The sequence below is a fragment of the Paraburkholderia xenovorans LB400 genome (genome assembly GCF_000013645.1).
In the GTDB taxonomy this organism is placed as follows: Bacteria; Pseudomonadota; Gammaproteobacteria; order Burkholderiales; family Burkholderiaceae; genus Paraburkholderia; species Paraburkholderia xenovorans.
Genome location: NC_007951.1, coordinates 1376477 through 1403474, shown reverse-complemented (window position 1 = coordinate 1403474; position 26998 = coordinate 1376477). Strand labels below are relative to the sequence as shown.

The window sequence follows — 26998 nt, the reverse complement described above, 5'->3', positions numbered from 1 at the left end:
CACCCGCAACCGGTGATCAGGCGTTGCCGAGGTCCTGCCAGACCTTGCCGTCATACTTCTGCTTGCTCGTGCAATCGGGATTGCCGGGCTCGTCGGAGCGGTTCGCCCACCACAACGCGCAATACTTGCGCAGACCTTGGCCTTGATAGTCGTGCGTCACCACCGAGCCGCCCGGATAGTCCTGCGGCTTCCACGTGCCGGCGCTCTGGCCCGCGACGACCGTCACGGTGACCGATGCGACCGATTGCGCGCCGTCGCCGCCGTGTCCGGTCACCGTCAGTTGCACCGGATACGCGGTGGTCTTCGTGAGTGTCGGCGCGGTCACGGTAACGCTCGCCTGATCGGAGCCGTCGAACGACAGGCCAGGCGCGCTCCACTTGTAGACGAGCGGTGCCGGCCCGGTCGAATCCGCACCCGAGAGCGACAGCGGTGCGCCGCTCTCCACGTTCGTCTTACCCGTGATCACCGCCTTCACGGAACCGCCGGACGACGGCGTGGCTTCCAGATAGATCGCCTCGCTCGACGTCGACGTGCCGTCGCTCACCGACAGTTGGATCAGGTAGTCGGTCGTTTTGGCGACGCTCGGCACAACCCCGCTCACGACCGCCTCGTGCGAGCCGTCGAACGGCAGTTGCGGCGCCTCCCACGCATACGACAGCGGATCGCCGTCCGGATCGAACGACGCGGTGCCCGAGAGCTGGAACGCCGTCCCTGACGCGAGTTGCACCGTCATCCGGGCTACCGGCGGCTGACCGCTTTTCGATTTCACGGTCAGCTTGACCTGCGCGGTGTTGGTGTTGCCGTGACCGTCGTTGACCGTCAGCTTCACCGTGAAGCTCGTGGCGGCACCCGTCGGCACGACGCCGTCGACCTCGACAGTGGTGGCACCGTCGAACGACAGCCCCGGAGCCGACCACAGGTAGGTCAGCGCATCGCCATCCGGGTCGTTCGAACGCTTGCCGCTGAAGTGAACCGCGTCGCCTGCGAACGCTTCCAGCGGACCGTCGATCGCGGCCACCGGCGGCCGGTTGCCGCCCTGCACGTTGATACCCTTGAAGTAGAACGGCGACATGTCGATCGTCTGCTTCGTGATCTCGTTGCCGAGCCCTTCACGTGCGGCGTTGACGAGTACGCCGCCGTCCATGTCGATGGTCCAGGTGAACAGGCCGGCGAGACCGCGCTGGCGCGCGTATTCGCCCTTGGCTTTCACCGTGCGCGGTGTATCGACCGAAATGAAGAGTTTCGAGTCTTTGCTGTACAGGTAATCGGCGTCGGCGATTTCGTCGGTATAGACGTCGTAGCCGTTGATGCCGCGCTGGTTCTCCAGATCCAGGTAGTTATAGATCAGGTCGTACCATTCCGTCGTGCCCGATTCGAAGCTGCCGGTGGTCGTGCCCGTGCCGGGATCGTAGGTGCCTTCGAGCGGCGAGAGGCTCGTGAGCTTCGCATTGCGCGCGCTGCGGCTATACGCCGCGTAGCCGATCGCCACACGGTTCAACGGAACGCCGGTCTGGATCAGATAGTCGAGCGCGGCGTCGATACTGAACTCGTTCGGGTCGCTCGGGTGGCTCGGATGCAGATTCGTGTGATGCGCGATCTTCGGCGCCCACGGCGTGCCGAAGAAGTCATAGGTCATCAGGTTGATGCCGTGCACGCCGGCATCGAGCATGCCCTTCAGGTCGGCCTTCTTCATCTTCGACAAGGCGGCGGATGCGGCGATGCTGATCATCACATCGTTGCGGCGCGCGCCGTCGAACGCCTGCCTGAGTTCGCGCACCAACGCCTGGAAGTTCGGCGTGTCGGCATCGGAATAGGTATTGCCGTCGTTACCCTCTGCCGCCGGATACTCCCAGTCGAGATCGATCGCGCCGAACATCGGGAAGCGCTTGAAGAGGTCGAGAATGCTGTTGATCAGCGTCTTGCGCCGTGCCGACTCGGCAACCACCCAGTGAAACGCCTCGCTCATCGTCCAGCCGCCGATACTGAACGACAGCACCAGGTCGGGATTTTTGGTCTTCAGTTTGCGCAGACCACCCAGCACCCCTTGCGCGGTCTCCTGATGGAACAATGCCTGATAGTCGTTGCTCACCCAGCCCGGGAAACCGCAGTTACGGTACGAAGCAACGTCGCCCCAGGCGTCGACGAAAGTCGCTTCGTCTTTCTTGCGGCCGAAATCCGTCGCGGCCCGGTTGATGGTGTTCTGCTTCTCGCCCTTGTCGCCGATGATGCCGGCAAAACCGAGCACGAGCTTGTCGTACGCTTTCGCGTCGAGCAGCATCAGGTCGATGCCGCGGCCGCACGAATCGTCAGCGAAATCGCCGTCGTAGCGCCCGTCGTATTGCGACCAGTCCGTGTAATAGCCGAACACCTTCGTGTCGTTCGGCTTGTAGCCGTTGTAGACCCGCTTCGCCACCCGGCCCGACGTGTAGCTGAACTTCTCGACTTCGGTGGCCGGCTTGTAGCCGTTCATCTGATACTTCTTCTCCGTCGCGCCTTTGGCACCGGACTTGTCGCCCGGATCGCCGTTGTACACCAGCTTGCTGTTCTGGCGCCCCTGCTGTACGGAGCCGCCTGCCGACGTGGAATCATTCAATTGCGTCATAAGAACCTCGTTCATGAAAAGTGGATGTCGATGGCTACGCACCGTGGCGTTGCCTGATCGACCTGTTCATGTTCGGATGCCTCATCGACGAACGACATGGAGAATCCATCGAAAATTCGCGCTCCGCACGCCGGCCACGTAGACGATCGGCTATCTCACCCCGCCTATGCCGCTCCTCCACAAGTCACGGCGTCGAAATGCGCGACCGCTGACGCCAGTCGTGTGTCATAGGCATGTGTGTGATAGGCCGGACCGTTGTAGCGTCGCGCAAAGTCGTCCCACCTTCCCTGCTGCAACGCGTGCAGCATCGCGGCGTCGCGCTCGATGAAACGAACGAATGCGTCGAGCTGGCTGCGCTCATCAATGGTCATCGACGCGGCAAAGTCGGACGCACTGGCATAATCCAGATACAGCCAATGAAGGCCCATGACCTGGAATAACCCCCAGCTGCAGGCTTCGATCGCGCAATCGGAATCGAGCGCGCTGGCTGCGTCAAAACGTTCGTATTCCTGCTCGCCGCCCAGATAGCCTCCGGGTGTCGTATTGACGATCTCAGGAAATTCGCTGCGCCACCGTTGCGCGGGCAGCGCCGCGGCGACCAGCCGCCGGTACATCACATGGCGTTCGAACAGGATCTTCGCGCGGGCATCCGGCAGGAAGCCAAAGCCCGCGCTCTCGACCTCGATCAGTGCGAGAAGCCTTGCTGACGCAACGCCTAGCGCGTCGCTGACTTCCGCCACGTCCGCTTCGGATAGCAATCCCGCATGGCGTGCCGCTTGCGTGAGCAGAGCGCGAGTCTGCTCGCACACCATGCCGGTGTCCGGCAAGCCACGCCGCTGCTGGAATCGCCGCAGCGCGCTTTGCGTGTCGGGGCCCGACAGACCGTCCACTTTCAGGCGTGGATTTTCCTGTGCCAGTGTCCGCTGTAAAAAGACGACGCTCGTGCCGCTATTCATCGATGAGTTCATGATCGGTAACCGTGAGGTGGAAAAAAGTCGCGGCGGACAGGAAAGCTAACTGCTGCCGCGATGCGATTGTTTTTCCTCCGGTCCGCGTCCGCCATAGAAGATGGCGCACATTCGCGTCTCACCTGCCGTGCCGGTTTCCATGCTGCCGTGTGCCATATGGAAGTTGCGATACTCCATCTGGCGTCAGGGTATGTCCGTTACCTCGCGCGCGCGCCCGGGTTCCTCCATTGGCTGAGACCGTTCACCGATGCTACGTTATGCGTATTAAATACGCAGGAGGAATTCGTGAGTAAGAATAGTTGCATCGTTCGTTTCGACTGGCGACATGACCGTGTATCCGTCGGCCATATCGCCGTCCGCGTGTCGGGACAGGAAAAAGACGTGCTCCGTCTGATGGTGGAAAGCGCCGGACGTGTATGCGACCGTGAAGCATTGATGGGAGTCGTGTGGGGCGAGCGTGCGATCCATATGGACGAGCTCTATCTGACACAACTGGTCTACCGGTTGCGCAAGTCGTTGAGGCCGCTCGGCCTCGGCGACCATATCGTGACGATGCCCCGTACGGGCTATCGTTTCGAGCCGGAAGGACTTCAGATCGATACCGACGAACCCGCGCCGGATGAAACACCTGCTCCGGTTGGCGCCGCCGTCGCGGAGGAGCCCGCACCGCGCCGCGCAACCCTTCGCAACTGGTTTGCGCGGTTGCGCGGCGCCGTTGGCTGTCAGCGCGCGTCGTCCGGGTCGATCGGCCTGCCGGCCATTCATGGCGACGAGGGCGTGGTCACCCATGCCGGCGCAACCGTTCATCTGACGGGCTTCGAAAGCGCGTTGCTACAGGCCTTCGTCGAGCAGCCCGATGTCACGCTGGAGCGCGACGAGTTGATTTCTCGGATCTGGGGCGATGAACAGGACGTCGACGTGAATCGACTGACGCGGCTGGTGTCACGCTTGCGCCGTTCGTTGCAGCCGCTTGGGCTCGAGCGGCAACTGGTCTATATACCTTGCGTCGGATATCGATTCTGCCGGACTGCGCCGCCTTCGCCCGCCGACATCGGCGGCGCCGGTGGTGCTGGCGGCTCGCTGCCGTGGTTGGCCGCCGTGCTTCACTCGTTGTCGCGCGCGCTTGCCAGGCTTACGTGGATCGCGCCGTGGCTCGCCTCGCAGCGCACCGTCGTGCTGATCGGCGCGGCGTTGTTCGCCCTTACGGCCGCGCTTGCCATGCCCGCGGACCTCGGCAATGCGAGCCGCCCCGGCCGGCCTTTTGCCGCGCTAGACACCGAAGATGGTGCGCCAATAACCTGTAGCGCCGATTACGTGCATCGCGTGTTCATTCGCGATGTAGTCGATTCGGTGGCGGCGTCGAGTTCTCCGCCAGTGCCGGCTACCGTGGACAGCGCGTGGAAACGGATCGTCACGGATTTGCACGCGGCGGGATGCCGTAATGTGGCAGCTTCCGCTCCGTCGTAACGCCTGGGCGGATCAGCAGCGGATCAGCCGACAGACTGCCGCGCCGGGCCGTGCGGCGACACGCTGCCTGCTCGGGGTGGCCGGCACACGTTCTGAACCGTTGACGTTATTCCGGCTCCGCCATCGGCCACGCGCCCGACATAACCTTCTCCAGCCAGAACGTGCCGATCACCGTCTTGACGTCAGTGATCTTGCCGGTGCGAACCCACTCGGACACCTCGGGCACGCTCGCCGTGAACAGTTCGAGAAACTCGCCTTCGTCGAGCTTGCGCTCCCCCGCGGTCAAACCACGCGCGAGATAGATGTCGATGAATTCGGTCGAGTACGAGATGATCGGGTGAATGCGTGTGAGATAGACATACTCACGCGCGGTATAGCCGGTCTCTTCCCGCAGTTCCCGAATCGCGCAGGCCAACGCGCCTTCGTTCGGGTCGAGCTTGCCGGCCGGATACTCGACCATGACCTTGCCCATCGGATGGCGATACTGGCTTTCCAGCAACACACGGCCGTCGTCGAACAACGGAATCACCATCACGGCGCCCGGGTGCTGAACATACTCGCGCGTGGCGTGCTTACCGTCCGGCAGGCGAACGGTATCGCACTTGAGCGTCAGAAACGGCCCCTGGTGGATCGTTTTGCTCTCGAGACAGGTCTCGGTAAGCGCGGCGTCGTGATCGGGAAGTTCAGCCATATGCGGACCTCGGGACAACTGGGTGCGCCGACGGCGAGACGCCGTCAGCGGCGTTTGACGAGATACTGGAAGGTGAAGCCGGGAAATGCGAACACCACGAACAGCGCGAATGTGATTGCGTAGAACTGCCACCCCTGTTCGAAGCGGTTGCCCGCGCGCGCTTCCAGCAGAAACCCGAGCGCGCCGACCACAAAGTACAGCACAATCAATTCGGCAATCCGGATCCAGGCGCTCTTCCTCGCCGCTTTCAACGGCACGGCGGCGAAGAGGCGCTGATTCAGGAACGGCAGGTTGGCGCCCGCCAGCGCCAACAGCACGATAAACCAACCCGCCGCCGACATCAGAGCAGCAGCGTGTGCTGGATAGCCTGCAGGCAGGCCTTCAACAACGGATCCGGCACGATGCCGAGCACCAGCACGGCCACGCCGTTGAAGGCGAGCAACGCACGCGTGCTGGTGTCGGCGAGAATGGGCGACTTGTCTTGCGGATCGTCGAAATACATCAGCTTGACGATACGCAGGTAGTAGAACGCGCCGAACAGCGAGGTGATCACGGCCAGCACCGTCAGCCAGGTCAAGCCGGCGTTCATGGTGGCCTGCAGCACCGCGAGCTTCGCGTAGAAACCGACCGCGGGCGGAATGCCGGCGAGCGAGAACATCATGATCATCATCACGAACGCGAAAACCGGGCTGCGCTGGTTCAGACCCTTGAAGTCCTCGAGCGTGTCGGCTTCGAAATCGCGGCGAGCCAACAGCATGACGACGCCGAACGTACCCATCGTCGTGATCAGGTAGACGATGCTGTAGTACATGGCCGAGCCATACGCATTGGCGGCGCCCGTGGTCTTGCTGTCGACCACGCCGGCCAGCAGGCCCAGCAGCACGAAGCCCATGTTCGAGATCGCCGAGTAAGCGAGCATCCGCTTGACGTTGCGCTGCACGATACCGGTAATGTTGCCGACGATCAGCGAAAGCGCCGCGAGAATCACCAGCATCTGCTGCCATTCCACCGCCAGCGGCAGCAGACCCATCACCAGGAAGCGCAAGCCCCACGCGAACGCGGCCACTTTCGGACCGCCGCCGACCATCAGCGTCATGGCCGTCGGAGCGCCCTGATACACGTCGGGCACCCACATGTGGAACGGCACCGCCCCCATCTTGAACGCCACGCCCGCCACGATGAAGATCACGCCGAACAGCAGCACGCTCGGGTCGTAGTGGCTCGTGCCGATCGCCTTGAACACTTCGTTCAGGTCGAGCGAACCGGTCGCGCCGTACAGCATCGAGATACCGTACAGCAGGAAGCCGGAAGCCAGCGCGCCGAGCACGTAGTACTTCATGGCCGCCTCGTTCGACTGCGCCGCATCACGACGCAGGGCGATCGCCGCGTACAGCGACAGCGACATCAGCTCCAGGCCGAGATACAGCGTCAGGAAGTTGTTGCCGGAGATCATGACGAGCTGGCCGAGCAACGAGAACATACCCAGCAGGAAGAACTCGCCGCGGAACAGCCCGCGATCCTCGAGGTAGCGGCGCGAGTAGACGATCGACACGGCGTAGCCGAGCGTCACCACCGCTTTCATCACGTTGGCGAACGAATCCACCACGTACATGTGGCCGAAGTAGTAGCGCACTTGCGGGTCGAACGCATTCATCGCGAACCAGATGCCGGCGACCAGCGTCGAGAAGAACGCGATGAAATACGTGGTACGGCGACCGGCCTGGCCGACGAACGTGTCGTTGAGCCACGCGACGACAACGGCGAGCATCACCAGCGCGTCGGGCAACAGAGCAGTCATAGGGGCGTTTTGCATGGTCTTTAAATTCCTCCGCTCTGCGTTACTGAGGCAACGGCAGCTTTGATTGCGCAACGTGGGAGAGGAGGTTTTCCACGGATACGTGCATCACATCGGTAAAGGGCTTCGGATACAGGCCCATGAACAACGTCAGTGCGGCGAGCACTGCCAGCATGAAAAACTCGCGACGGTTGATGTCGAGCAGGCTCCTCACGTGATCGTTGGCGATCGCGCCGAAGTACACGCGCTTGTACATCCACAACGTGTAGGCCGCGCCGAGAATCAGCGTGACTGCCGCGCCGCCCGCGATCCAGAAGTTGTACTGGACTGCCGCCAGAATCACCATGAACTCGCCGACGAAACCGGAGGTGCCCGGCAGGCCGCAATTCGCCATGGAGAACAGCATGACGAACGCCGCGAACTTCGGCATCACGTTGACGACACCGCCGTAATCGGCGATCTGGCGCGAATGCATACGGTCGTACAGCACGCCGATGCTCAGGAACATCGCGCCCGACACGAAGCCGTGCGAGATCATCTGAACGATTGCGCCTTCCACACCGAGCTGATTGAAGATGAAGAAGCCGAGCGTGACGAAACCCATGTGCGCGATCGACGAATACGCGACCAGCTTCTTCATGTCCGCCTGCACCATCGCGACGAGGCCGATGTAGATCACCGCGATCAGCGACAGCGTGATGACGACCGGCGCGAGGAAGTGACTCGCGTCCGGCGTGATCGGCAACGAGAAGCGCAGGAAACCGTATGCGCCCAGCTTCAGCATGATCGCGGCCAGCACGACCGAGCCGCCGGTCGGCGCTTCCACGTGGGCGTCGGGCAACCAGGTGTGAACCGGCCACATCGGCACCTTCACGGCGAACGCCATGAAGAACGCTATGAACAGCAACACCTGAGGCGTCATGGCGATCTGCGCATGCTGCCACGTGGCGAGGTCGAACGTGCCGGTCTGGACGTACAGGTACAGCAGCGCGACCAGCATCAGCAGCGAGCCCATCAGCGTGTACAGGAAAAACTTGAATGCCGCGTACACGCGGTTCGCCCCGCCCCACACGCCGATGATGATGTACATCGGAATCAGCGTCGCTTCGAAGAACACGTAGAACAGCATGCCGTCGGCCGCGCTGAACACGCCGACCATGATGCCCGAGAGGATCAGGAACGCGGCGAGGTACTGCGCCACGTTCTTCGTGATCACTTCCCACGCGGCGATCACGACGATCACCGTAATCAGGGCCGTCAACACGACGAACCACATCGAGATGCCGTCGACACCCAGGTGGTACGTAATGTTGAAGCGCTCGATCCAGTTCGCCTTTTCGACGAACTGCAGATCGGCGGTGCTCGAATCAAAACCTGTAATCAGCGGGATCGTCACGAGGAAGCTGACGACCGAGCCGATGAGCGCAATCCAGCGCGCGGGAGCCGGGTTCCGGTCCGAACCGATAGCGAGGACCAGCAGGCCGACGAGAATCGGTAACCAGATTGCGATGCTGAGAATCGGATAAGCGTGCATTAGTGTCCCTCGCCTTATTTGCCGCCGAGCGTTACAAACAGGGTCAGGAGCCCCAACATGCCGATAATCATGGCGAACGCGTAGTGGTAGATGTAGCCGGATTGGAGGAAGCGGATCACGCCGGCGAACCAGCCGATAAAGCGTGCGCTGCCGTTGACGATGCCGTCGATCACCACGACGTCGCCTTCCTTCCAGAGACCACGGCCAATTGCCACGGCGCCCCGCGCAAACACGACATCGTTGATCTTGTCCAGGTAGTACTTGTTATCGAGCAACGTGTAGATCGGGCCGAATGCGCGCTTGATGACAGCCGGCAAATCCGGACGGATCAGGTACAGGAACCATGCGACCACCACACCCGCGAGCGCCAGCCAGACCGGCAGACCCGCGACCGAGTGCAGACCCATCGACGCCCAGCCCTGGAACTCTTCAGCCATCTCATGAAGCGCCGGATGGTTTTCGCCGATGAAGATCACCTTGTCGAACGCCACGCCGTGCTGGAAGAAGTCGCCGAACAGCATGGGACCCACGCCGATCGCGCCGATCACCACCGACGGGATCGCCAGCAGCACCAGCGGCAGCCACACCACCCACGGCGTTTCGTGCGGCTCGTGTGCGTGGTCGTCGTGACCGTGGCCGTGGCCGTGGCCGTGCGCGTCGTGGCCGTGCGCGTCATGCGCATGGGCGGCGGCTTCGGCACCCATCGGCGAATCCGGATGCTTCGGATCGCGGAAGCGCTCCTTGCCGTGGAACACCATGAAGTACATACGGAACGAATACAGCGCAGTCACGAAGACGCTCGCCACCACCGCGAAGTACGCGAAGCCCGAACCCGGCAGATGCGAGAGCTTCACTGCGTCGATGATCGAGTCTTTCGAATAGAAGCCCGAGAAGAACGGCGTACCGATCAGCGCCAGCGAACCGATCAGCGACGTGATCCACGTGATCGGCATGTACTTGCGCAGGCCGCCCATGTTGCGCATGTCCTGATCGTGGTGCATGCCGATGATCACCGAACCCGCGCCGAGGAACAGCAGCGCCTTGAAGAACGCGTGCGTCATCAGGTGGAACACGGCGACCGGGTAAGCCGACACGCCGAGCGCCACCGTCATGTAACCGAGCTGCGACAGCGTGGAGTAAGCCACCACGCGCTTGATGTCGTTCTGCACGATCCCGAGGAAGCCCATGAACAGCGCGGTAATCGCGCCGATGACCGTCACGAACGAGAGCGCCGTATCCGACAGTTCGAACAGCGGCGACATGCGCGTGACCATGAAGATACCGGCCGTCACCATGGTTGCCGCGTGAATCAGCGCGGAAATCGGCGTCGGGCCTTCCATCGAATCCGGCAGCCAGACGTGCAGCGGGAACTGCGCCGACTTACCCATTGCGCCGATGAAGAGGCAAATACAGGCCACCGTCAGCAGACCCCAGTCCGTACCCGGAAAGGTCAATGCCGCGAGTTCGGTGCGCTTCGCAAACACGTCGCCGTAGTTCATCGAACCGGCGAACGCGAACAGCAGGCCGATACCCAGCAGAAAGCCGAAGTCGCCGATGCGGTTCACGATGAACGCCTTCATGTTCGCGTAGATCGCCGTGGGACGCGTGAAGTAGAAGCCGATCAGCAGGTACGACACCAGACCCACCGCTTCCCAGCCGAAGAACAGCTGCAGGAAGTTGTTGCTCATCACGAGCATCAACATCGAGAACGTGAAGAGCGAAATGTACGAGAAGAAGCGCTGGTAGCCGTCGTCGTCGGCCATGTAGCCGATCGTGTAGATGTGCACCATCAGCGACACGAAGGTCACCACGCACATCATCATGGCCGTCAGCGAGTCGACCAGGAAGCCGACCTCGAACTTCGTCTTGCCGATCGACATCCATTCGTAGACGGTCGCGTTGAAGCTCGCGCCGTCCATCACCTGGAAGAAGACGATGGCCGAAAGAATGAACGAGATCGCGACGCCGAGGATCGTGACCGAATGCGCACCGGCTCGCCCTACCGCTTTTCCGAACAGCCCGGCAACCAGACAGCCGGCCAGCGGCGCCAGCGGAATCGCCAGCAGCAGGTTTTCATTGAGTATCGTGGACATAACCGCTTTTCCTGAAATTAACCTTTGAGCTGATCGAGATCCTCGACATTGATCGTGTCGAGGCTACGGAACAGGGTCACCAGAATCGCGAGGCCGATTGCCGCTTCCGCTGCCGCAACCGTCAGCACGAAGAAGACGAAGATCTGGCCATGCACGTCGCCGAGGTAATGCGAGAACGCGACGAAATTGGTGTTCACCGCGAGCAGCATCAGTTCGATCGCCATCAGGATGATGATGACGTTGCGACGGTTCAGGAAAATGCCGACGATGCTGATCGCAAACAGGATCGCGCCGAGGACAAGGTAATGGGCAAGGGTCAACATGATTTCTATCTCCTGTCCGCTCAGCTGTTCTTGGCTGGTGCCGAGTCGGCCGCTGCTGCCGCCGCTGCCGCGGCTTCTTCCGCCGCGACGGTGGCCGCGGTCTTTTCCGATTTCATCTTCACGACGCGCACACGGTCCTGAGCGCGTACCTTGACCTGCTCGCTGACGTTCTGACGTTTGCTGTCTTTCTTGTGGCTCGTGGTCAGCGCGATCGCCGCGATGATCGCCACCAGCAGCACCAGACCGGCCACTTCGAACGCGAAGATGTAATCGGTGTAAATGATCTTGCCGATCAGGCGGGTGTTCGACCAGTCGCCCATGCCGTTGGCGGCGGCCGTGGTGTCGCGCAGCGCCGTGGCGGTCGCGCCGTAACCGTGCCACAGGATCAGCGCGGTTTCGATCACGATGATCGCGCCGACCAGCGTGGCCATTGGCACGAAGCGTTTGAAGTCCTTGCGCAGCACGTCGATGTTGATGTCCAGCATCATCACGACGAACAGGAACAGCACCATCACCGCGCCGACGTAGACCAGCACCAGCAGGATCGCAAGGAACTCGGCCTCCAGCAGCATCCAGATCGCGGCTGCATTGAAGAACGCCAGCACCAGAAACAGTGCGGACGACACCGGGTTGCGCGAGGTGATCACCTTCAGCCCTGAAACCACCAGGAGCAGCGCGAAGATGTAGAACAGTACGGTCGTGAATTCCATGATTACCGGTTCATCGTTAGGCCATCGTCAGGCATTGTTCTTTGGCACCCGGGGCTGACATACCACTGGCATACCGCCAGAACAGCCGCGCAGGTGCGCCGTGCCGCGGCGTTCAGGCCGCGGCGCCCGGCCCGACAACAGGCCGTGATTGCTGCTTTTACCACTGCATTGACTGCTTCAACCGAAGCGCTTCAACGATACGGTGCGTCGGCTGCCTTGTTCGCAGCGATCTCCGTTTCATAGCGATCGCCAACGGCCAGCAGCATGTCTTTCGTGAAGTACAGGTCGCCACGCTTTTCGCCGTGATACTCGAGAATGTGCGTTTCGACGATCGAATCGACCGGGCAGCTCTCTTCGCAGAAACCGCAGAAGATGCACTTGGTCAGGTCGATGTCGTAGCGCGTGGTGCGGCGGGTGTTGTCCGCGCGCGTTTCCGACTCGATCGTAATGGCGAGCGCCGGACACACCGCTTCGCACAGCTTGCAGGCGATGCAGCGTTCTTCACCGTTTTCATAGCGGCGCAGCGCATGCAGACCGCGAAAACGCGGCGAGATCGGGGTCTTCTCTTCCGGAAATTGCACCGTCACCTTGCGCTGGAACGTATAACGTCCGGTCAACGCTAGGCCTTTGAGCAACTCCGTGAGGAAGAAGGTCTTGAAAAAGTTTTGGATTGCGGTCATGGGTTCATCCGCCCTTTATTTCCAGATATTCAACGGCGACATGATCCAGAAGCCGACTACCACCAGCCACACCACGCAGACCGGAATGAAGATCTTCCAGCCCAGACGCATGATCTGGTCATAGCGATAGCGCGGGAAGGTGGCACGCGCCCAGATGAACACCGACAACAGGAAGAAAACCTTGGCGACGAGCCATACGATGCCCGGGATAAACGACAGGAAGCCGAACGGTGCGCTCCAGCCGCCGAGGAACAGTGTTGCAGCCAATGCCGAGATCACGATCATGTTGATGTACTCGGCGAGGAAGAACAGCGCGAACGCCATACCCGAGTAATCGATCATGTGGCCCGCGACGATTTCCGACTCCCCTTCCACCACGTCGAACGGGTGACGGTTCGTTTCGGCGATGCCCGAGATGAAGTACACGACGAACATCGGCAGCAGCGGAAGCCAGTTCCACGACAGGAAGTTCAAACCGTGCGAGGCGAAGAAGCCATGTTCCTGCGAACCGACGATGCCCGACAGGTTCAGCGTGCCGGCCGTCATCAGCACGACCACGAGCGCGAAGCCCATCGAGATTTCGTACGACACCATCTGGGCCGCGGCACGCATGGCGCCGAGGAACGCGTACTTCGAGTTCGACGCCCAGCCTGCCAGAATCACCCCGTACACGCCGATCGACGAGACCGCCATTGCGTACAGAAGACCCGCGTTGATGTCGCCGAGCACCGCGCCGGCCTGGAACGGAATCACCGCCCAGACCGCGAAAGCCGGCACCACCACCATGATCGGGGCGACCATGTATATCCAGCGACTCGCCTGCGCCGGCTGAATCACTTCTTTCAGCAGCAGCTTCAGCACGTCGGCGATTGGCTGCAGCAAACCTGCGGGGCCCACGCGGTTCGGGCCGAGACGCACGTGCATCCAGCCGATCAGCTTACGCTCCCACAGAATCAGGTAAGCCACGCACAGCAGGATCACGACGGCCACCACCAGGATGCGCACCAGTGCCCACACCGTGGGCCATGCCACACCGAGAAGCTGGGTGCCGCCCGAGTTGATCGTATCGAACAAGCTCATTTACGCCTTCTCCACCACCAGTTCACCGAACAGGCTGCCCAGCGCTGCACCGGCAGGCGTAGCCGCCGATACGCGGACGACCGTCTCCGCAAGATTCGCGTCGCGCACGGCCGGCAACTGCACCGATTGCTCGCCCTGGCGCACGCGCACTGCGTCGCCTTCCTTCAAACCCAGTTTGTCGAACAGCGCAGCCGGCAGACCAACCGTGTTCGCTGCCCGTGCCGCTGCCGTCAGGTGCAGCGACTCTGCCCGACGCACCAGCGCGTCGGCATGATAGATCGGCACGTTCGCGATACGCTCGAACTTGCCTTCCGCTGCCTTCGCCGCCTTGCCGCGCGCAACCGTGACACCGGTCCGGTTCGACAGCCGCGACTTCAGTTCGCCGTCGCCGAGAGCGGCCGTGCGCACTTCTTCCGATGTCTCGAATTCGAAGCCCGGCAGACCCAGCAGACTGCCCAGCACACGCAACACCTTCCAGGCCGGACGCGTGTCGCCGAGCGGACGCACGACACCGTTGAACGTCTGCACCGTACCTTCGGCGTTGACAAACGTGCCGGCGGTTTCCGTGAACGGCGCGATCGGCAGCAGCACGTCGGCGTAGTCGGCACCGGTCTGGAACGGCGACAGCACGACCACCATTTCAGCCTGCTTCAGCGCGGCCAAAGCCTGCGCCGGATTGGCCGTGTCGAACTCCGGTTCGACATTCAGCAGCACATAACCCTTGCGCGGTTGCTCGAACACTTCGCGAGCGTTCAGACCGCCCTCGCCCGGCAACGCGTTCACGAGATGCGCGCCGACCGTGTTGGCCGCTTCCGTGAGGAAGCCCTGCGTCGCGCCGGTCGCATCTGCGATCCATTGCGCCGCGGCCTGGATGACCGCGAAATCCGGATGACGGACCGCGCCATTGCCCAGCAACACGAGGCGGCGTTCGCCCGTGGCGAGCGACTTCGCGACCTGTTTGTCGGCGTCCGAAGGCTGCGTGCCGGCGAAAGCTTCCGGCAGCGCCACACCGCCGGCTTCCGACACGGCCCCGGCAATACCGGCCAGCGCGTCGAGCCATGCGGACGGCGCCGCTACCACGCGTTGCGCTTGCGGAATCAGCGCGTCGTCGTTGGTGGCCTGCACGAGCGTGAGCTTCGCGCCGCCCTTTGCGGCCTGACGCAGACGCGCGGCGAACAGCGGATGATCGCGGCGCAGATCCGAGCCGATCACCAGCGCGGCGTCGACGTTCGACAGATCGGCGATCGCGGTGCCGAGCCACGGCGCGCCGTTGACCGGCGCGGAGAAATCCGACTGACGCAAACGGAAGTCGACGTTAGGCGTGCCGACCGCTTGCGCCAGTTGCTTCAACAGAAACAGTTCTTCGACCGAGCTGTGGGCGCTGCCGAGCGCAGCCAGCGCATTTGCGCCGTGGTCGCCCTTGATGCCCTTCAAACCCTTCACCACATATTCGAGCGCGGTTTGCCAGTCGGTCTCGACCCACTTGCCGCCTTGCTTGAGCATCGGCTGAGTCAGACGCTCGGGGCTGTTCAGGCCTTCATACGAGAAGCGGTCCTTGTCCGAAATCCAGCATTCGTTGATGGATTCGTTTTCGAACGGCAGAACGCGCATCACGCGGTTGTTCTTCACTTGCACCACGAGGTTGGCGCCGACGGAATCGTGCGGGCTCACCGACTTGCGGCGCGACAGTTCCCACGTGCGGGCGCTGTAGCGGAACGGCTTGCTGGTCAGCGCACCGACCGGGCACAGATCGATCATGTTGCCCGACAGTTCCGAATCCACCGTCTTGCCGACGAACGACGTGATTTCCGAATGCTCGCCGCGGCCCAGCATGCCGAGTTCCATCACGCCGGCCACTTCCTGGCCGAACCGCACACAACGCGTGCAGTGGATGCAACGCGACATCTCTTCCATCGAGATCAGCGGGCCGACGTTCTTGTGGAACACCACGCGCTTTTCTTCGCTATAGCGCGACGCCGATTTGCCGTAGCCCACGGCCAGATCCTGCAACTGGCACTCGCCGCCCTGGTCGCAGATCGGGCAGTCCAGCGGGTGGTTGATCAGCAGGAATTCCATCACGGCTTGCTGGCCCTTCACCGCCTTGTCCGACTTGGTGCGCACGATCATGCCGGCCGATACCGGCGTGGCGCACGCGGGCACCGCTTTCGGCATCTTTTCGACATCGACCAGACACATCCGGCAGTTGGCCGCAATCGACAGCTTCTTGTGATAGCAGAAGTGAGGAATGTACGTGTCGACCTTATGCGCAGCCTGGATCACCATGCTGCCTTCAGGCACCTCTACTTTCTTGCCGTCTATTTCAAGTTCAACCATGATGGTCAATCTTCCTTAACCTGTTACCGCTCAATCGTTCGCCTGTTCATCGCCCGTTTCAGGCGATGAATCCCGCGGTTGACGTATGCTGGTGTGTACCTGTTCTACGTACCTGTCTGCGTGCTCAGGCAGCCACTGTTTCCGACGCCGCTGCAGCGCCGGCATGACCGCCGACGAGGCAATGCTTGTGGGCGACGTGATATTCGAATTCGTCCCAGTAGTGCTTGAGCATGCCGCGAACCGGCATGGCCGCTGCATCGCCGAGCGCGCAAATCGTGCGGCCCATGATGTTTTCAGCGACCGAGTTCAGCAGATCCAGATCTTCCGGACGGCCGAGTCCGTGCTCGATACGATGCACGACGCGGTACAGCCAGCCCGTGCCTTCACGGCAAGGCGTGCATTGACCACACGATTCCTCGTAATAGAAATACGACAGACGCAACAACGAGCGCACCATGCAACGCGTCTCGTCCATGACGATGACCGCGCCGGAACCGAGCATCGAGCCTTGCTTGGCGATCGAGTCGTAGTCCATGTCGGTCTGCATCATGATGTCGCCCGGAATGACCGGCGCCGACGAGCCGCCAGGAATCACGGCCTTGATCTTCTTGCCGCCGCGCATGCCGCCGGCGAGTTCCATCAGCGTGGCGAACGGCGTGCCGAGCGGAATTTCATAATTGCCCGGACGCTCGACGTCGCCTGCGATCGAAAAAATCTTCGTGCCGCCGTTATTCGGCTTGCCGATTTCAAGGTAATTCTGCGGACCGATTGCGAGCAGGAACGGCACCGCGGCAAACGTCTCGGTGTTGTTGATGGTGGTCGGCTTGCCGTACACGCCGAAGCTCGCCGGGAATGGCGGCTTGAAGCGCGGCTGGCCTTTCTTGCCTTCCAGCGATTCGAGCAGCGCGGTTTCTTCGCCGCAGATATAGGCGCCGTAACCATGATGCGCATGCAGTTCGAACGAGAAGCCCGAACCCATGATGTTTTCGCCAAGGAACCCGGCGCGGCGAGCTTCGTCCAACGCCTGTTCAAAGCGTTTGTAGACTTCCCAGATTTCGCCGTGAATATAGTTGTAGCCGACCGTAATGCCCATTGCGTACGCGCCAATGGCCATGCCTTCAATCAGCGAATGCGGATTGAAACGCAGAATATCGCGGTCTTTGAACGTGCCCGGTTCGCCTTCGTCCGAATTGCAGACGAGATACTTCTGGCCGGGGAACTGACGCGGCATGAAGCTCCACTTCAGGCCGGTCGGGAAGCCTGCACCGCCCCGGCCACGCAGGCCCGACGCCTTGACGTCGGCAATCACCTGCTCGGGCGGAATCTTCTCTTCCAGAATACGGCGCAGCTGGGCGTAACCGCCGCGCGCCACATAGTCTTCGAGATGCCAGTTATCGCCGTTCAGGCCGGCGAGAATCAGCGGTTTGATGTGACGATCGTGTAAACACGTCATTTCGAAAGTTCCTCGAGCAGCTGGTCGATCTTCGCGCGGCTCATGAAGCTGCACATGCGATGGTTGTTCACCAGCATCACCGGCGCGTCGCCGCACGAGCCCATGCACTCACCTTCTTTCAGGGTGAACTTGCCGTCGGGCGTGGTTTCGCCGAAGTCGATGCCGAGCTTCTGCTTCAGATATTCAGCCGCGCTGTCCGAGCCGCCGTCCGGGCCAAGCTGACACGGCAGGTTCGTGCAGAGCGTGATCTTGTACTTGCCGACCGGCGAGGTCTCGTACATCGTGTAGAAGGTGGCCACCTCCTGCACGGCGACTGCCGGCATGCCGAGATAGTCCGCGACGAACTGCATGAGTTCGGGCGACAGCCAGCCATGCTCTTCCTGAGCAGTGGCCAACGCCGACATCACGGCGGACTGTTTCTGATCGGCGGGATACTTCGCGATCGCACGATCGATTTCTTTCAGGCCTTCAGCTGAGATCATTTTCAGACACGACTCTTTCAATTCCTACCGAACGAAAACCCGTCGCTCACATCATGCTGCGACAGACCCGGCGTTCCTTTGCTTGCCGCGCGCTTCGGTGCAATCTGAAGACGCGCGCCGATGAATACGTCCTAGCGATCCACTTCGCCGAACACGATGTCCTGCGTGCCGATGATCGTCACGGCGTCGGCGATCATGTGGCCGCGCGCCATTTCGTCGAGCGTGGACAGGTGTGCATAGCCCGGTGCGCGGATCTTCAGCCGATACGGCTTGTTCGCGCCGTCCGAGATCAGGTAGATGCCGAACTCGCCCTTCGGATGCTCGACAGCCGCATACGCCTCGCCTTCCGGAACATGGAAGCCTTCCGTGAAGAGCTTGAAGTGGTGAATCAGCTCTTCCATGTTCGACTTCATGCCCACGCGCGACGGCGGCGCAACCTTGTGATTGTCGATCATCACGGGGCCTGGATTCTTACGCAGCCACTCAACGCACTGTTTCACGATGCGCGTGGATTGGCGCATTTCTTCGACGCGAACCAGATAGCGGTCATAGCAATCGCCATTCACGCCGACCGGAATGTCGAAATCGAGCTTGTCATAGACTTCATACGGCTGCTTCTTGCGCAGATCCCACTCGATACCCGAGCCGCGCAACATGGCACCCGTCATGCCGAGATTCAGCGCGCGTTCCGGGCTGACCACGCCGATACCAACCAGACGCTGCTTCCAGATCCGGTTGTCGGTGAGCAGCGTTTCGTATTCGTCGACACACTTCGGGAAACGCGTGAAGAAATCGTCGATGAAGTCGAGCAGCGAACCCTGGCGGTTCTCGTTCATCTTCGACAATGCCTTCGCATTGCGAATTTTCGATGCCTTGTATTGCGGCATTGCGTCAGGCAGATCGCGATAGACGCCGCCCGGACGATAGTAAGCCGCGTGCATCCGTGCGCCGGACACCGCTTCGTACACGTCCATCAGGTCTTCGCGTTCGCGGAATGCATAAAGGAACACCGCCATCGCGCCGACGTCGAGCGCATGCGCGCCGATCCACATGAGGTGGTTCAGCACGCGCGTGATTTCGTCGAACATGACGCGAATGTATTGCGCGCGCACCGGCACGTCGATGCCGAGCAGCTTTTCGATCGCCATCACGTAGCCGTGCTCATTGACCATCATCGACACGTAGTCGAGACGGTCCATGTACGGCACCGACTGAATGAATGTTTTGGTTTCGGCGAGCTTTTCAGTCGCGCGATGCAGCAGGCCGATGTGCGGATCGGCGCGCTGGATGACTTCGCCGTCGAGTTCGAGCACGAGGCGCAGCACACCGTGCGCTGCCGGGTGCTGGGGGCCGAAGTTGAGCGTGTAGTTCTTGATCTCTGCCATGGCGTTCTCTTAGTGTTTCAGACCGCCATAGCGATCTTCGCGGATCACGCGCGGTGTGATTTCCCGCGGCTCGATCGTCACGGGCTGATAGACGACGCGCTTCTCTTCCGGGTCGTAACGCATTTCGACGTAGCCGGAGACAGGGAAATCTTTGCGGAACGGGTGACCAATGAAACCGTAGTCGGTCAGGATGCGGCGCAGGTCCGGGTGGCCTTCGAACACGATGCCATACAGGTCGAACGCTTCACGCTCGTACCAGTTGACCGAGTTCCAGATTTCGACGACAGATGGCAGAATCGGCACTTCGTCGTCCGGTGCGAACACGCGCAGACGCAGACGCCAGTTGTTCTGCACCGACAGCAAATGCAGAACGGCCGCGAAACGCGGACCGTCGTAAGCGCCGTCGGCGTAGGTCTGATAGTCGACGCCGCACAGATCCACGCATTGCTCGAAACCGAGCGAGCGGTCGTCACGCAGACGGGTTGCAACGTTGAGGTAGTCGCCAGCCTTCACGACGATCGTCAACTCACCGATTGCCTCGGTAGTGCTCTGCAGGAGGCCGCCAAAGGCCGCCTCGAGGTTCGCTTTCAGGGTCTCGAGTTTGCTTGCCATATTGTGGGGGAGGCGTTGGCCTTATTGACGGGCGATTGTGTTGGTGCGGCGAATCTTGGCCTGCAACTGGATCACGCCGTACACCAGCGCTTCCGCCGTAGGCGGGCAACCCGGCACATAGACGTCGACCGGGACGATCCGGTCACAGCCACGCACCACCGAATACGAGTAGTGGTAATAGCCGCCGCCGTTCGCACACGAGCCCATCGAGATGACCCAGCGCGGCTCCGCCATCTGGTCGTAGACCTTGCGCAGAGCCGGCGCCATCTTGTTGCACAGCGTGCCGGCGACGATCATCACGTCCGACTGACGCGGACTTGGACGAAACACCACGCCGAACCGGTCCAGGTCATAACGGGCAGCACCCGCATGCATCATCTCGACCGCGCAGCACGCGAGACCAAACGTCATCGGCCACAGCGAGCCGGTGCGCGTCCAGTTGATCAGCTTGTCAGCCGTGGTGGTGACAAACCCTTCCTTCAAGACCCCTTCGATACTCATTTGCTTTCCACTCCAGACGGGGTGGCAAGCCAGGCCACCCACGCAAACCGGCGATTAATCCATCATTCCCAGTCGAGGCCGCCCTTCTTCCAGATATAGGCGAAGCCCAGCAGGAATTCGAGCAGGAAAATCATCATCGCCATGAAGCCGGGCCAGCCGATGTCGCGCAAGGCAACGCCCCACGGGAACAGGAACGCGGTTTCAAGATCGAAAATGATGAAGAGAATGGCGACGAGGTAATAGCGCACGTCGAACTTCATGCGCGCATCTTCGAATGCTTCGAAGCCGCACTCGTACGGTGCGTTTTTCTCGGTGTCAGGCTTATTGGGACCGAGGATCTTGCCAATGCTGACCAGTGCTACGCCTAAACCGGTGCCTACAATGAGGAACAACAAGACGGGGAAATAGGCTGCGAGGTTCAAGACAGTCCTCAATCGGTTGGGTTCTGAGTGCCGTCAGGAGCATAGCACTCCTGACGCGAAATCACTTCCGAAACGCACATGCCGCAAGCCCAACGCAAGCCGCACGCCAGAAGTGAAAATGCCAGCCGAAAGCGAAGCAAGCGGCTGGCATTTAGATAACATTTTGGTGCCGACGGCGAGACTCGAACTCGCACAGCTTTCGCCACTACCCCCTCAAGATAGCGTGTCTACCAATTTCACCACGTCGGCACTGCATGCAATCCGGGAAAACAACTTATAAAACCCGCGAATCGCTTCAAGACTTGAATTATAACTGGTCTAAACAGTTTGTTCAACGCACAAAAACACGTTGAACGAAAATTTTATTTCGGCACGTCCGTCGCCGGAACGGACGCGGCAGATGCCGGCAAAACAGCCGAACCACCCGCCGCCGCCGAAGCGGCAGAAGCCGCGGAAGCAGCAACCGGAGCCGCCACAGCCGCGCCCAGCACGCCGGCGGAAGGTTTCGCGCGATAGGCGCCGAGGTAAGTGAGCGTCAGCGTGGTGATAAAAAACACAGCCGCGAGAACGGCTGTCGTACGTGACAAAAAGTTTGCAGAACCGGTCGCGCCGAACAGACTGCCGGACGCTCCGCTACCAAAAGCCGCGCCCATATCGGCGCCTTTGCCGTGCTGCAGCAACACGAGGCCAATAACCCCGAGTGCCGACAACAGCTGAACGACGATAATCAATGTTTTCAAATACAGCATCACACTCACCTGAGTCTTTATTTAACCGCGCAACACACTACGTGTTGCACGGGATGGGGTCATTCTCGCCAGGGCGCCCTGCTCAACCGGCGACGCTCGTTGTGGCCGCCTTGCAGATCACCAGGAAATCCTGGGCTTTCAACGACGCGCCGCCGATCAGGCCACCGTCGATATCCGGCTGGCGGAACAATTCTTCCGCGTTTTCCGGTTTCACGCTGCCGCCGTACAACAGCGGGACATCCGCCACTGCCGCGCCCTTTGCCGCCAGACGCGCGCGCAGGAACGCGTGAACCGCTTGCGCCTGTTCAGAGCTCGCGCTCTTGCCGGTGCCGATAGCCCAAACCGGCTCATACGCGACGACAATCCGCGCCGCCTCCTGCTCCGACAATTTCGCCAGCACTTCGTCCAGTTGCATGCCGACCACCTGCTCGGTCGAACCGGCTTCGCGCTCTTCAAGCGTTTCGCCGACACAGACGATCGGCGTCAAACCCGCTTCCAGCACGCGCTGCGTTTTCACCGCGACCAGCTCGGCGCTCTCGCGATGATAGGCACGGCGCTCCGAATGCCCGACGATCGCCAGCGTGGCACCGAAATCCACCGCCATCGGCGCGGCCACTTCGCCGGTGTAGGCGCCATGCGTGAACGCTGACACGTCCTGCACGCCCCACGCCACCCGGCTGCCTTCCAGCAACGATTGAGACTGCGCGAGATACGGGCTCGGCACGCAAACACCGACGCGCACTTGAGCCGGCAATTCGCCCGCGCCTTGCGCCACCGCCTGCAACAGCACGGCATTTTCGGCGAGGCGCCCGTGCATCTTCCAGTTACCGACTACCAGTTTGGCTCGTTGTTTCGACATCGTCTCGTCTTGTCTTGGCGGCGGACTTCGTTTGCGCTTACAGTCCGCCTTGCGGATTCATGCGGCGTGCGCAAAACGCGCAATTTTACTGCGTGGGGTGGATCGGGTCAAACCGACCGTGTCAAGCGTCCTGGCCCCAAGACAGCACAATCTTGCCGACATGCGTACTGCTTTCCATCAGCGCGTGCGCCTCGGCCGCCTGCGCGGCCGGAAACACGCGATGCACCACGGGCTTGATGCGGCCGTCTTCGAGATGCGGCCAGACGCGCTCTTTCAGTTGCGCGGCAATCTTCGCCTTGAATTCGATCGGCCGCGGACGCAGCGTCGAACCGGTCACCGTCAAACGGCGGCGCAGCACTTCGTTCAGATTCAGTTCCGCTTTCGCGCCGCCCAGCAACGCGATCAGCACGATGCGGCCGCCGTCGGCCAACGCCGTCAGCTCGCGCGACACATAACTGCCCGCCACCATGTCGAGGACCACGTCGACGCCGCGGTCGTTGGTGAGCGACTTGATCACTTCGACGAAATCTTCCGTCTTGTAGTTGATCGCCCGCTCGGCGCCCAACGCCTCACACGCACGGCATTTCTCGTCCGACCCGGCGGTCGCGAACACGCGAAAACCGAGTGCATGCGCAATCTGGATCGCCGTCACGCCGATGCCGCTCGAACCGCCCTGCACCAGCAGCGTTTCGTTAGGCGCGCCTTCGCCCTTGCCCAGTTGTGCACGGTCGAACACATTGCTCCACACCGTGAAGAACGTTTCCGGCAGCGAAGCCGCTTCGACGTCCGACAGGCCTGCCGGCACCGGCAGGCACTGCAGCAGCGGCGCGACCGCGTATTCCGCATAGCCGCCGCCGGCGAGCAACGCGCATACGCGATCGCCGACCTTCAGGCCAAACGGGTTGTTCTTTTCGTCGATCGTACCGCCGACAATTTCTCCCGCCACTTCCAGCCCCGGCAGATCCGACGCGCCCGGCGGCGGCGCATAGCCGCCTTTGCGCTGGAACACGTCCGGACGGTTGATGCCGGATGCGGCCACCTTGATCAGCACCTCGCCCGCCGCCGGTTGCGGCGTGGGCCGCTCGGCCAGCTTCAGGACTTCCGGTGCACCGAATTCGGTGATTTCGATCGCTTTCATCTGCGTCAACTCCAAGATTGGATTGCGTTGCATGCCGGCATGAACAAACAGAGTACCCGTTTGTGTGCCCCGACGGGATTTCCTCCGGGGCGCCCGCGTGCAGCGCAATTCACCTGAACCCTTCATGAAAAACGGCCGGCGCGCATTCACGCTGCCGGCCGTTGTCCGCTACCGCATTACTGCTGCGGCGTCGGCTCGCCTTGCGGCGCGCCGTTCGCGGCGTCGTTCAGCAACGCCTTGGCCGACAAACGCACGCGGCCCTTTTCGTCCGTCTGGATGACCTTGACCTTCACCTGCTGGCCATCTTTCAGATAGTCGTTGATGTCCTTGATACGCTCGTTGGCGATTTCGGAAATGTGCAGCAGACCGTCCTTGCCCGGCAGGATGTTCACGATCGCGCCGAAATCGAGCAGCTTGAGCACGGTGCCTTCGTACACCTGACCCACTTCGACTTCCAGCGTGATGTTCTCGATACGCTTCTTCGCTTCCGCCATGCCTTCACTGCTCGTGCTGGCGATGGTGACGACGCCGTCGTCCGAAATATCGATCGTCGTGCCGGTTTCTTCGGTCAGCGCGCGGATCACCGAACCACCCTTGCCGATCACGTCGCGGATTTTTTCCGGATTGATCTTGATGGTGATCATGCGCGGTGCGTAGTCCGACAGCACCGTGTTCGCGCCCGAGACAGCCGAGGTCATCTTGCCGAGGATGTGCAAACGGCCTTCCTTGGCTTGCGCGAGGGCGACCTGCATGATTTCCCTGGTGATGCCCTGGATCTTGATGTCCATTTGCAGCGCGGTCACGCCTTGCTCGGTGCCCGCCACCTTGAAGTCCATGTCGCCGAGGTGATCTTCGTCGCCGAGGATGTCGGTCAGCACGGCAAACTTGTTGCCTTCCAGGATCAGGCCCATTGCGATGCCGGCGACGTGCGCCTTCATCGGCACGCCGGCGTCCATCAGCGCGAGGCAGCCGCCGCACACCGAAGCCATCGACGAGGAACCGTTCGATTCCGTGATTTCCGACACGACGCGGATCGAGTAGCCGAACTCGTCCGCGCTCGGCAGGCACGCGGCCAGCGCGCGCTTGGCCAGACGGCCGTGACCGATTTCACGGCGCTTCGGCGAACCGACGCGGCCCGTTTCGCCGGTCGCGAACGGCGGCATGTTGTAGTGGAGCATGAAGCGTTCGCGGTATTCGCCTTCGAGCGCGTCGATGTTCTGCTCGTCGCCCTTCGTGCCCAGCGTGGCCACCACCAGCGCCTGCGTTTCGCCGCGCGTGAAGAGTGCCGAACCGTGCGTACGCGGCAGCACGCCGGTACGGATTTCGATCGGGCGCACGGTACGCGTGTCGCGCCCGTCGATACGCGGTTCGCCGTTCAGGATCTGCGTACGGACGATCTTCGCTTCGATGTCGAACAGCACGTTGCCGACAGTTGCCTTGTCGGCCGCTACCGTGCCGCCTGCTGCCGCGTCTTCTTCCAGCTTTGCCGACGTGGCTGCGTAGATTTCCTTCAGCTTGGCCGAACGAGCCTGCTTGTCGCGCAATTGATAAGCGGCGAGCAGATCGGCTTGCGCCAGTTCCGTTACGCGGGCGATCAACGGCTCGTTCTTCGCCGCCGGCTGCCAATCCCATTCCGGCTTGCCGCCTTCGCGGACCAGATCGTGGATCGCGTCGATCGCGATCTGCATCTGTTCGTGACCGAACACCACGCCGCCGAGCATCACTTCTTCGCTCAGTTGCTGCGCTTCCGATTCCACCATCAGCACCGCGCGTTCCGTACCGGCCACGATCAGGTCGAGCGCCGATTCCTTCATTTGCGGACGCGTCGGGTTCAACACGTATTCGTTGTTGATGTAGGCCACGCGTGCTGCGCCGACCGGGCCGTTGAACGGCAGACCGGACACGGCGAGCGCCGCCGACGCGCCGATCAGCGCGGGAATGTCAGCGGGGATTTCGGGGTTCAGCGAAAGGACGTGGATCACGACCTGGACTTCGTTGTAGAAGCCTTCCGGGAACAGCGGACGCAGCGGACGGTCGATCAGGCGCGAGATCAGCGTTTCGCCTTCCGACGGACGGCCTTCGCGGCGGAAGAAGCCACCCGGAATCTTGCCGGCTGCGTAAGTCTTTTCGAGGTAGTCGACGGTCAGCGGGAAAAAGTCCTGACCCGGCTTGGCCGTCCTGGCGCCGACCACGGTGGCCAGCACCACGGTATCTTCGACGTCGACGATCACGGCGCCGCTTGCCTGACGAGCGATTTCGCCGGTTTCGAGGCGAACCTTATGTTGTCCCCACTGAAATTCTTTGACGATCTTATTGAACATAGTCATTGCTTTTCCTCTTCGTAATGCCGCGCGAACCAGAAGCGGCGCGGCAACGCCAGGACCGGCGCCGCATGGGAAGAGTAGTGTTATGCCATTCCAGAGAACCACGCTTTACGTTGAGTACGCGCGCGAACCGCTGGAATGACACAAAGCTCCGCCCTGAAGCCCGGCCATGATTCTCTTCTTTACTGCTTGCTCTACTGCCTGATTACTGCTTCCTGCTCCCGCCGCATGAACCGGCACGCCACTGCGGAGAACAGCCGGCGCGCATCACATGAAGCGCACCGCGCAAAAACAAAATGCCTGTATCAGTGGAACTGACACAGGCATCTTGCTGAACGACTGGCCGATTACTTACGCAGACCCAGCTTCTCGATCAGTGCGCGGTAACGATCCGCGTCCTTACCCTTCAGGTAGTCGAGCAGCTTACGACGACGGCTCACCATGCGCAGCAGACCGCGGCGGCTGTGGTGATCTTTCGTGTGTGCCTTGAAGTGAACGGTCAGTTCGTTGATGCGGGTCGTGAGCAGCGCGACCTGAACTTCGGGGGAGCCGGTGTCGTTAGCTGCGCGTGCGAATTGCGCAACGACTTCGGACTTCTTGCTTGTTTCAACTGCGGACATGTCGATTTCCTTAAGAACTGGACAGGCGGTCACGGAAGAAAGGCCGTGCCGTGGGTTACCCGTGCGCTCACATGCCTTGGATAAAGGCCTGCCTCGCAACGGGACGCGTATTGTAGCACAGCCCATTCCGGCCGCGAACCCTGCTGCGCCGGGCGATGGCGCGCACCTCGCCTGCA

The 26998-nt window shown here is 61.5% G+C and carries 24 protein-coding genes and 1 tRNA gene; 1 reads left to right on the top strand and 24 read right to left on the bottom strand.

Features of this window, described 5'->3' with window-relative positions; translation table 11 throughout:
- Positions 1-16: 16 nt before the first annotated feature.
- On the bottom strand, positions 17-2602 hold the full coding sequence (locus BXE_RS06110) for a glycoside hydrolase family 18 protein (RefSeq protein WP_011487505.1): 2586 nt from the start codon (positions 2600-2602) through the stop codon (positions 17-19).
- Positions 2603-2766: 164 nt separating this feature from the next.
- Positions 2767-3570 carry an N-acetylmuramidase domain-containing protein gene (locus tag BXE_RS06105; RefSeq protein ID WP_011487504.1) on the bottom strand — a complete coding sequence of 268 codons (804 nt, stop codon included), beginning with the start codon at positions 3568-3570 and terminating at the stop codon, positions 2767-2769.
- A 285-nt stretch (positions 3571-3855) separates the two neighbouring features.
- On the opposite strand from BXE_RS06105, the gene BXE_RS06100 reads away from it, so the two are divergent.
- Complete coding sequence (locus BXE_RS06100) at positions 3856-5037, top strand: winged helix-turn-helix domain-containing protein (protein ID WP_038456634.1); 1182 nt, start codon at positions 3856-3858, stop codon at positions 5035-5037.
- Positions 5038-5143: 106 nt separating this feature from the next.
- Here BXE_RS06100 and BXE_RS06095 read toward each other — a convergent pair whose 3' ends face one another.
- The 22 genes from BXE_RS06095 to rpsO all read right to left on the bottom strand — a co-directional run bounded on the left by BXE_RS06095 (position 5144) and on the right by rpsO (position 26822).
- Positions 5144-5728 carry an NUDIX domain-containing protein gene (locus BXE_RS06095; RefSeq protein ID WP_011487502.1) on the bottom strand — a complete coding sequence of 195 codons (585 nt, stop codon included), beginning with the start codon at positions 5726-5728 and terminating at the stop codon, positions 5144-5146.
- Positions 5729-5772: 44 nt separating this feature from the next.
- Complete coding sequence (locus tag BXE_RS06090) at positions 5773-6069, bottom strand: DUF2818 family protein (protein WP_011487501.1); 297 nt, start codon at positions 6067-6069, stop codon at positions 5773-5775.
- Positions 6069-7541, bottom strand: a complete 1473-nt coding sequence (gene nuoN / locus BXE_RS06085; protein WP_011487500.1) for an NADH-quinone oxidoreductase subunit NuoN — start codon at positions 7539-7541, stop codon at positions 6069-6071. The genes BXE_RS06090 and nuoN overlap by 1 nt, the downstream gene beginning before the upstream one ends.
- A gap of 25 nt (positions 7542-7566) precedes the next feature.
- Positions 7567-9057: an NADH-quinone oxidoreductase subunit M gene (locus BXE_RS06080; RefSeq protein ID WP_007175605.1), complete on the bottom strand. Its 1491-nt coding sequence runs from the start codon at positions 9055-9057 to the stop codon at positions 7567-7569.
- A 14-nt stretch (positions 9058-9071) separates the two neighbouring features.
- Positions 9072-11150, bottom strand: coding sequence for an NADH-quinone oxidoreductase subunit L (gene nuoL, locus BXE_RS06075; protein ID WP_011487499.1), 2079 nt, complete (start codon positions 11148-11150; stop codon positions 9072-9074).
- 17 nt (positions 11151-11167) lie between these two features.
- Entirely contained in the window at positions 11168-11473 is a 306-nt protein-coding gene (gene nuoK, locus BXE_RS06070; RefSeq protein ID WP_006052894.1) for an NADH-quinone oxidoreductase subunit NuoK, read from the bottom strand.
- A 20-nt stretch (positions 11474-11493) separates the two neighbouring features.
- Complete coding sequence (locus BXE_RS06065; RefSeq protein ID WP_007175607.1) at positions 11494-12183, bottom strand: NADH-quinone oxidoreductase subunit J; 690 nt, start codon at positions 12181-12183, stop codon at positions 11494-11496.
- Positions 12184-12374: 191 nt separating this feature from the next.
- Positions 12375-12863, bottom strand: coding sequence for an NADH-quinone oxidoreductase subunit NuoI (nuoI, locus tag BXE_RS06060; protein ID WP_007175608.1), 489 nt, complete (start codon positions 12861-12863; stop codon positions 12375-12377).
- A gap of 15 nt (positions 12864-12878) precedes the next feature.
- Positions 12879-13943, bottom strand: coding sequence for an NADH-quinone oxidoreductase subunit NuoH (nuoH, locus tag BXE_RS06055; RefSeq protein ID WP_011487498.1), 1065 nt, complete (start codon positions 13941-13943; stop codon positions 12879-12881).
- Positions 13944-16277, bottom strand: coding sequence for an NADH-quinone oxidoreductase subunit NuoG (gene nuoG, locus BXE_RS06050; protein ID WP_011487497.1), 2334 nt, complete (start codon positions 16275-16277; stop codon positions 13944-13946). It abuts the gene before it with no gap.
- Positions 16278-16401: 124 nt separating this feature from the next.
- On the bottom strand, positions 16402-17730 hold the full coding sequence (gene nuoF, locus BXE_RS06045; RefSeq protein ID WP_011487496.1) for an NADH-quinone oxidoreductase subunit NuoF: 1329 nt from the start codon (positions 17728-17730) through the stop codon (positions 16402-16404).
- Positions 17727-18212: an NADH-quinone oxidoreductase subunit NuoE gene (gene nuoE / locus BXE_RS06040; protein WP_007175612.1), complete on the bottom strand. Its 486-nt coding sequence runs from the start codon at positions 18210-18212 to the stop codon at positions 17727-17729. Before nuoE ends, nuoF begins: the two co-directional genes overlap by 4 nt.
- A gap of 131 nt (positions 18213-18343) precedes the next feature.
- Complete coding sequence (locus BXE_RS06035; protein WP_011487495.1) at positions 18344-19597, bottom strand: NADH-quinone oxidoreductase subunit D; 1254 nt, start codon at positions 19595-19597, stop codon at positions 18344-18346.
- A 9-nt stretch (positions 19598-19606) separates the two neighbouring features.
- Positions 19607-20209 (bottom strand): NADH-quinone oxidoreductase subunit C, encoded by a 603-nt coding sequence (locus BXE_RS06030; RefSeq protein ID WP_011487494.1) that lies wholly within the window; start codon positions 20207-20209, stop codon positions 19607-19609.
- Between the two features lie 21 nt (positions 20210-20230).
- A complete protein-coding gene (locus BXE_RS06025; protein ID WP_006052903.1) occupies positions 20231-20710 on the bottom strand; it encodes a NuoB/complex I 20 kDa subunit family protein in 480 nt (159 codons plus the stop codon).
- Between the two features lie 62 nt (positions 20711-20772).
- Positions 20773-21132, bottom strand: coding sequence for an NADH-quinone oxidoreductase subunit A (locus tag BXE_RS06020; protein ID WP_007175615.1), 360 nt, complete (start codon positions 21130-21132; stop codon positions 20773-20775).
- Between the two features lie 164 nt (positions 21133-21296).
- Positions 21297-21381 (bottom strand) — tRNA-Leu (locus BXE_RS06015).
- A gap of 113 nt (positions 21382-21494) precedes the next feature.
- Entirely contained in the window at positions 21495-21881 is a 387-nt protein-coding gene (gene secG, locus BXE_RS06010) for a preprotein translocase subunit SecG (protein WP_011487493.1), read from the bottom strand.
- 82 nt (positions 21882-21963) lie between these two features.
- Complete coding sequence (gene tpiA / locus BXE_RS06005) at positions 21964-22740, bottom strand: triose-phosphate isomerase (RefSeq protein ID WP_011487492.1); 777 nt, start codon at positions 22738-22740, stop codon at positions 21964-21966.
- Between the two features lie 121 nt (positions 22741-22861).
- Positions 22862-23878: an NAD(P)H-quinone oxidoreductase gene (locus BXE_RS06000; RefSeq protein ID WP_011487491.1), complete on the bottom strand. Its 1017-nt coding sequence runs from the start codon at positions 23876-23878 to the stop codon at positions 22862-22864.
- Positions 23879-24054: 176 nt separating this feature from the next.
- Positions 24055-26205: a polyribonucleotide nucleotidyltransferase gene (pnp, locus tag BXE_RS05995; RefSeq protein WP_011487490.1), complete on the bottom strand. Its 2151-nt coding sequence runs from the start codon at positions 26203-26205 to the stop codon at positions 24055-24057.
- Between the two features lie 344 nt (positions 26206-26549).
- Positions 26550-26822, bottom strand: coding sequence for a 30S ribosomal protein S15 (rpsO, locus tag BXE_RS05990; protein WP_011487489.1), 273 nt, complete (start codon positions 26820-26822; stop codon positions 26550-26552).
- Between the last annotated feature and the right edge of the window lie 176 nt (positions 26823-26998).

What these genes read in the sequence shown, in the direction of transcription:
- BXE_RS06110 (WP_011487505.1), bottom strand. Translation starts at nt 2,602, where the DNA reads ATGACGCAATTGAATGATTCCACGTCGGCAGGCGGCTCCGTACAGCAG.
- BXE_RS06105 (WP_011487504.1), bottom strand. Translation starts at nt 3,570, where the DNA reads ATGAACTCATCGATGAATAGCGGCACGAGCGTCGTCTTTTTACAGCGG.
- BXE_RS06095 (WP_011487502.1), bottom strand. Translation starts at nt 5,728, where the DNA reads ATGGCTGAACTTCCCGATCACGACGCCGCGCTTACCGAGACCTGTCTC.
- BXE_RS06090 (WP_011487501.1), bottom strand. Translation starts at nt 6,069, where the DNA reads ATGTCGGCGGCGGGTTGGTTTATCGTGCTGTTGGCGCTGGCGGGCGCC.
- nuoN (WP_011487500.1), bottom strand. Translation starts at nt 7,541, where the DNA reads ATGCAAAACGCCCCTATGACTGCTCTGTTGCCCGACGCGCTGGTGATG.
- BXE_RS06080 (WP_007175605.1), bottom strand. Translation starts at nt 9,057, where the DNA reads ATGCACGCTTATCCGATTCTCAGCATCGCAATCTGGTTACCGATTCTC.
- nuoL (WP_011487499.1), bottom strand. Translation starts at nt 11,150, where the DNA reads ATGTCCACGATACTCAATGAAAACCTGCTGCTGGCGATTCCGCTGGCG.
- nuoK (WP_006052894.1), bottom strand. Translation starts at nt 11,473, where the DNA reads ATGTTGACCCTTGCCCATTACCTTGTCCTCGGCGCGATCCTGTTTGCG.
- BXE_RS06065 (WP_007175607.1), bottom strand. Translation starts at nt 12,183, where the DNA reads ATGGAATTCACGACCGTACTGTTCTACATCTTCGCGCTGCTCCTGGTG.
- nuoI (WP_007175608.1), bottom strand. Translation starts at nt 12,863, where the DNA reads ATGACCGCAATCCAAAACTTTTTCAAGACCTTCTTCCTCACGGAGTTG.
- nuoH (WP_011487498.1), bottom strand. Translation starts at nt 13,943, where the DNA reads ATGAGCTTGTTCGATACGATCAACTCGGGCGGCACCCAGCTTCTCGGT.
- nuoG (WP_011487497.1), bottom strand. Translation starts at nt 16,277, where the DNA reads ATGGTTGAACTTGAAATAGACGGCAAGAAAGTAGAGGTGCCTGAAGGC.
- nuoF (WP_011487496.1), bottom strand. Translation starts at nt 17,730, where the DNA reads ATGACGTGTTTACACGATCGTCACATCAAACCGCTGATTCTCGCCGGC.
- nuoE (WP_007175612.1), bottom strand. Translation starts at nt 18,212, where the DNA reads ATGATCTCAGCTGAAGGCCTGAAAGAAATCGATCGTGCGATCGCGAAG.
- BXE_RS06035 (WP_011487495.1), bottom strand. Translation starts at nt 19,597, where the DNA reads ATGGCAGAGATCAAGAACTACACGCTCAACTTCGGCCCCCAGCACCCG.
- BXE_RS06030 (WP_011487494.1), bottom strand. Translation starts at nt 20,209, where the DNA reads ATGGCAAGCAAACTCGAGACCCTGAAAGCGAACCTCGAGGCGGCCTTT.
- BXE_RS06025 (WP_006052903.1), bottom strand. Translation starts at nt 20,710, where the DNA reads ATGAGTATCGAAGGGGTCTTGAAGGAAGGGTTTGTCACCACCACGGCT.
- secG (WP_011487493.1), bottom strand. Translation starts at nt 21,881, where the DNA reads ATGCTGTATTTGAAAACATTGATTATCGTCGTTCAGCTGTTGTCGGCA.
- tpiA (WP_011487492.1), bottom strand. Translation starts at nt 22,740, where the DNA reads ATGTCGAAACAACGAGCCAAACTGGTAGTCGGTAACTGGAAGATGCAC.
- BXE_RS06000 (WP_011487491.1), bottom strand. Translation starts at nt 23,878, where the DNA reads ATGAAAGCGATCGAAATCACCGAATTCGGTGCACCGGAAGTCCTGAAG.
- pnp (WP_011487490.1), bottom strand. Translation starts at nt 26,205, where the DNA reads ATGACTATGTTCAATAAGATCGTCAAAGAATTTCAGTGGGGACAACAT.
- rpsO (WP_011487489.1), bottom strand. Translation starts at nt 26,822, where the DNA reads ATGTCCGCAGTTGAAACAAGCAAGAAGTCCGAAGTCGTTGCGCAATTC.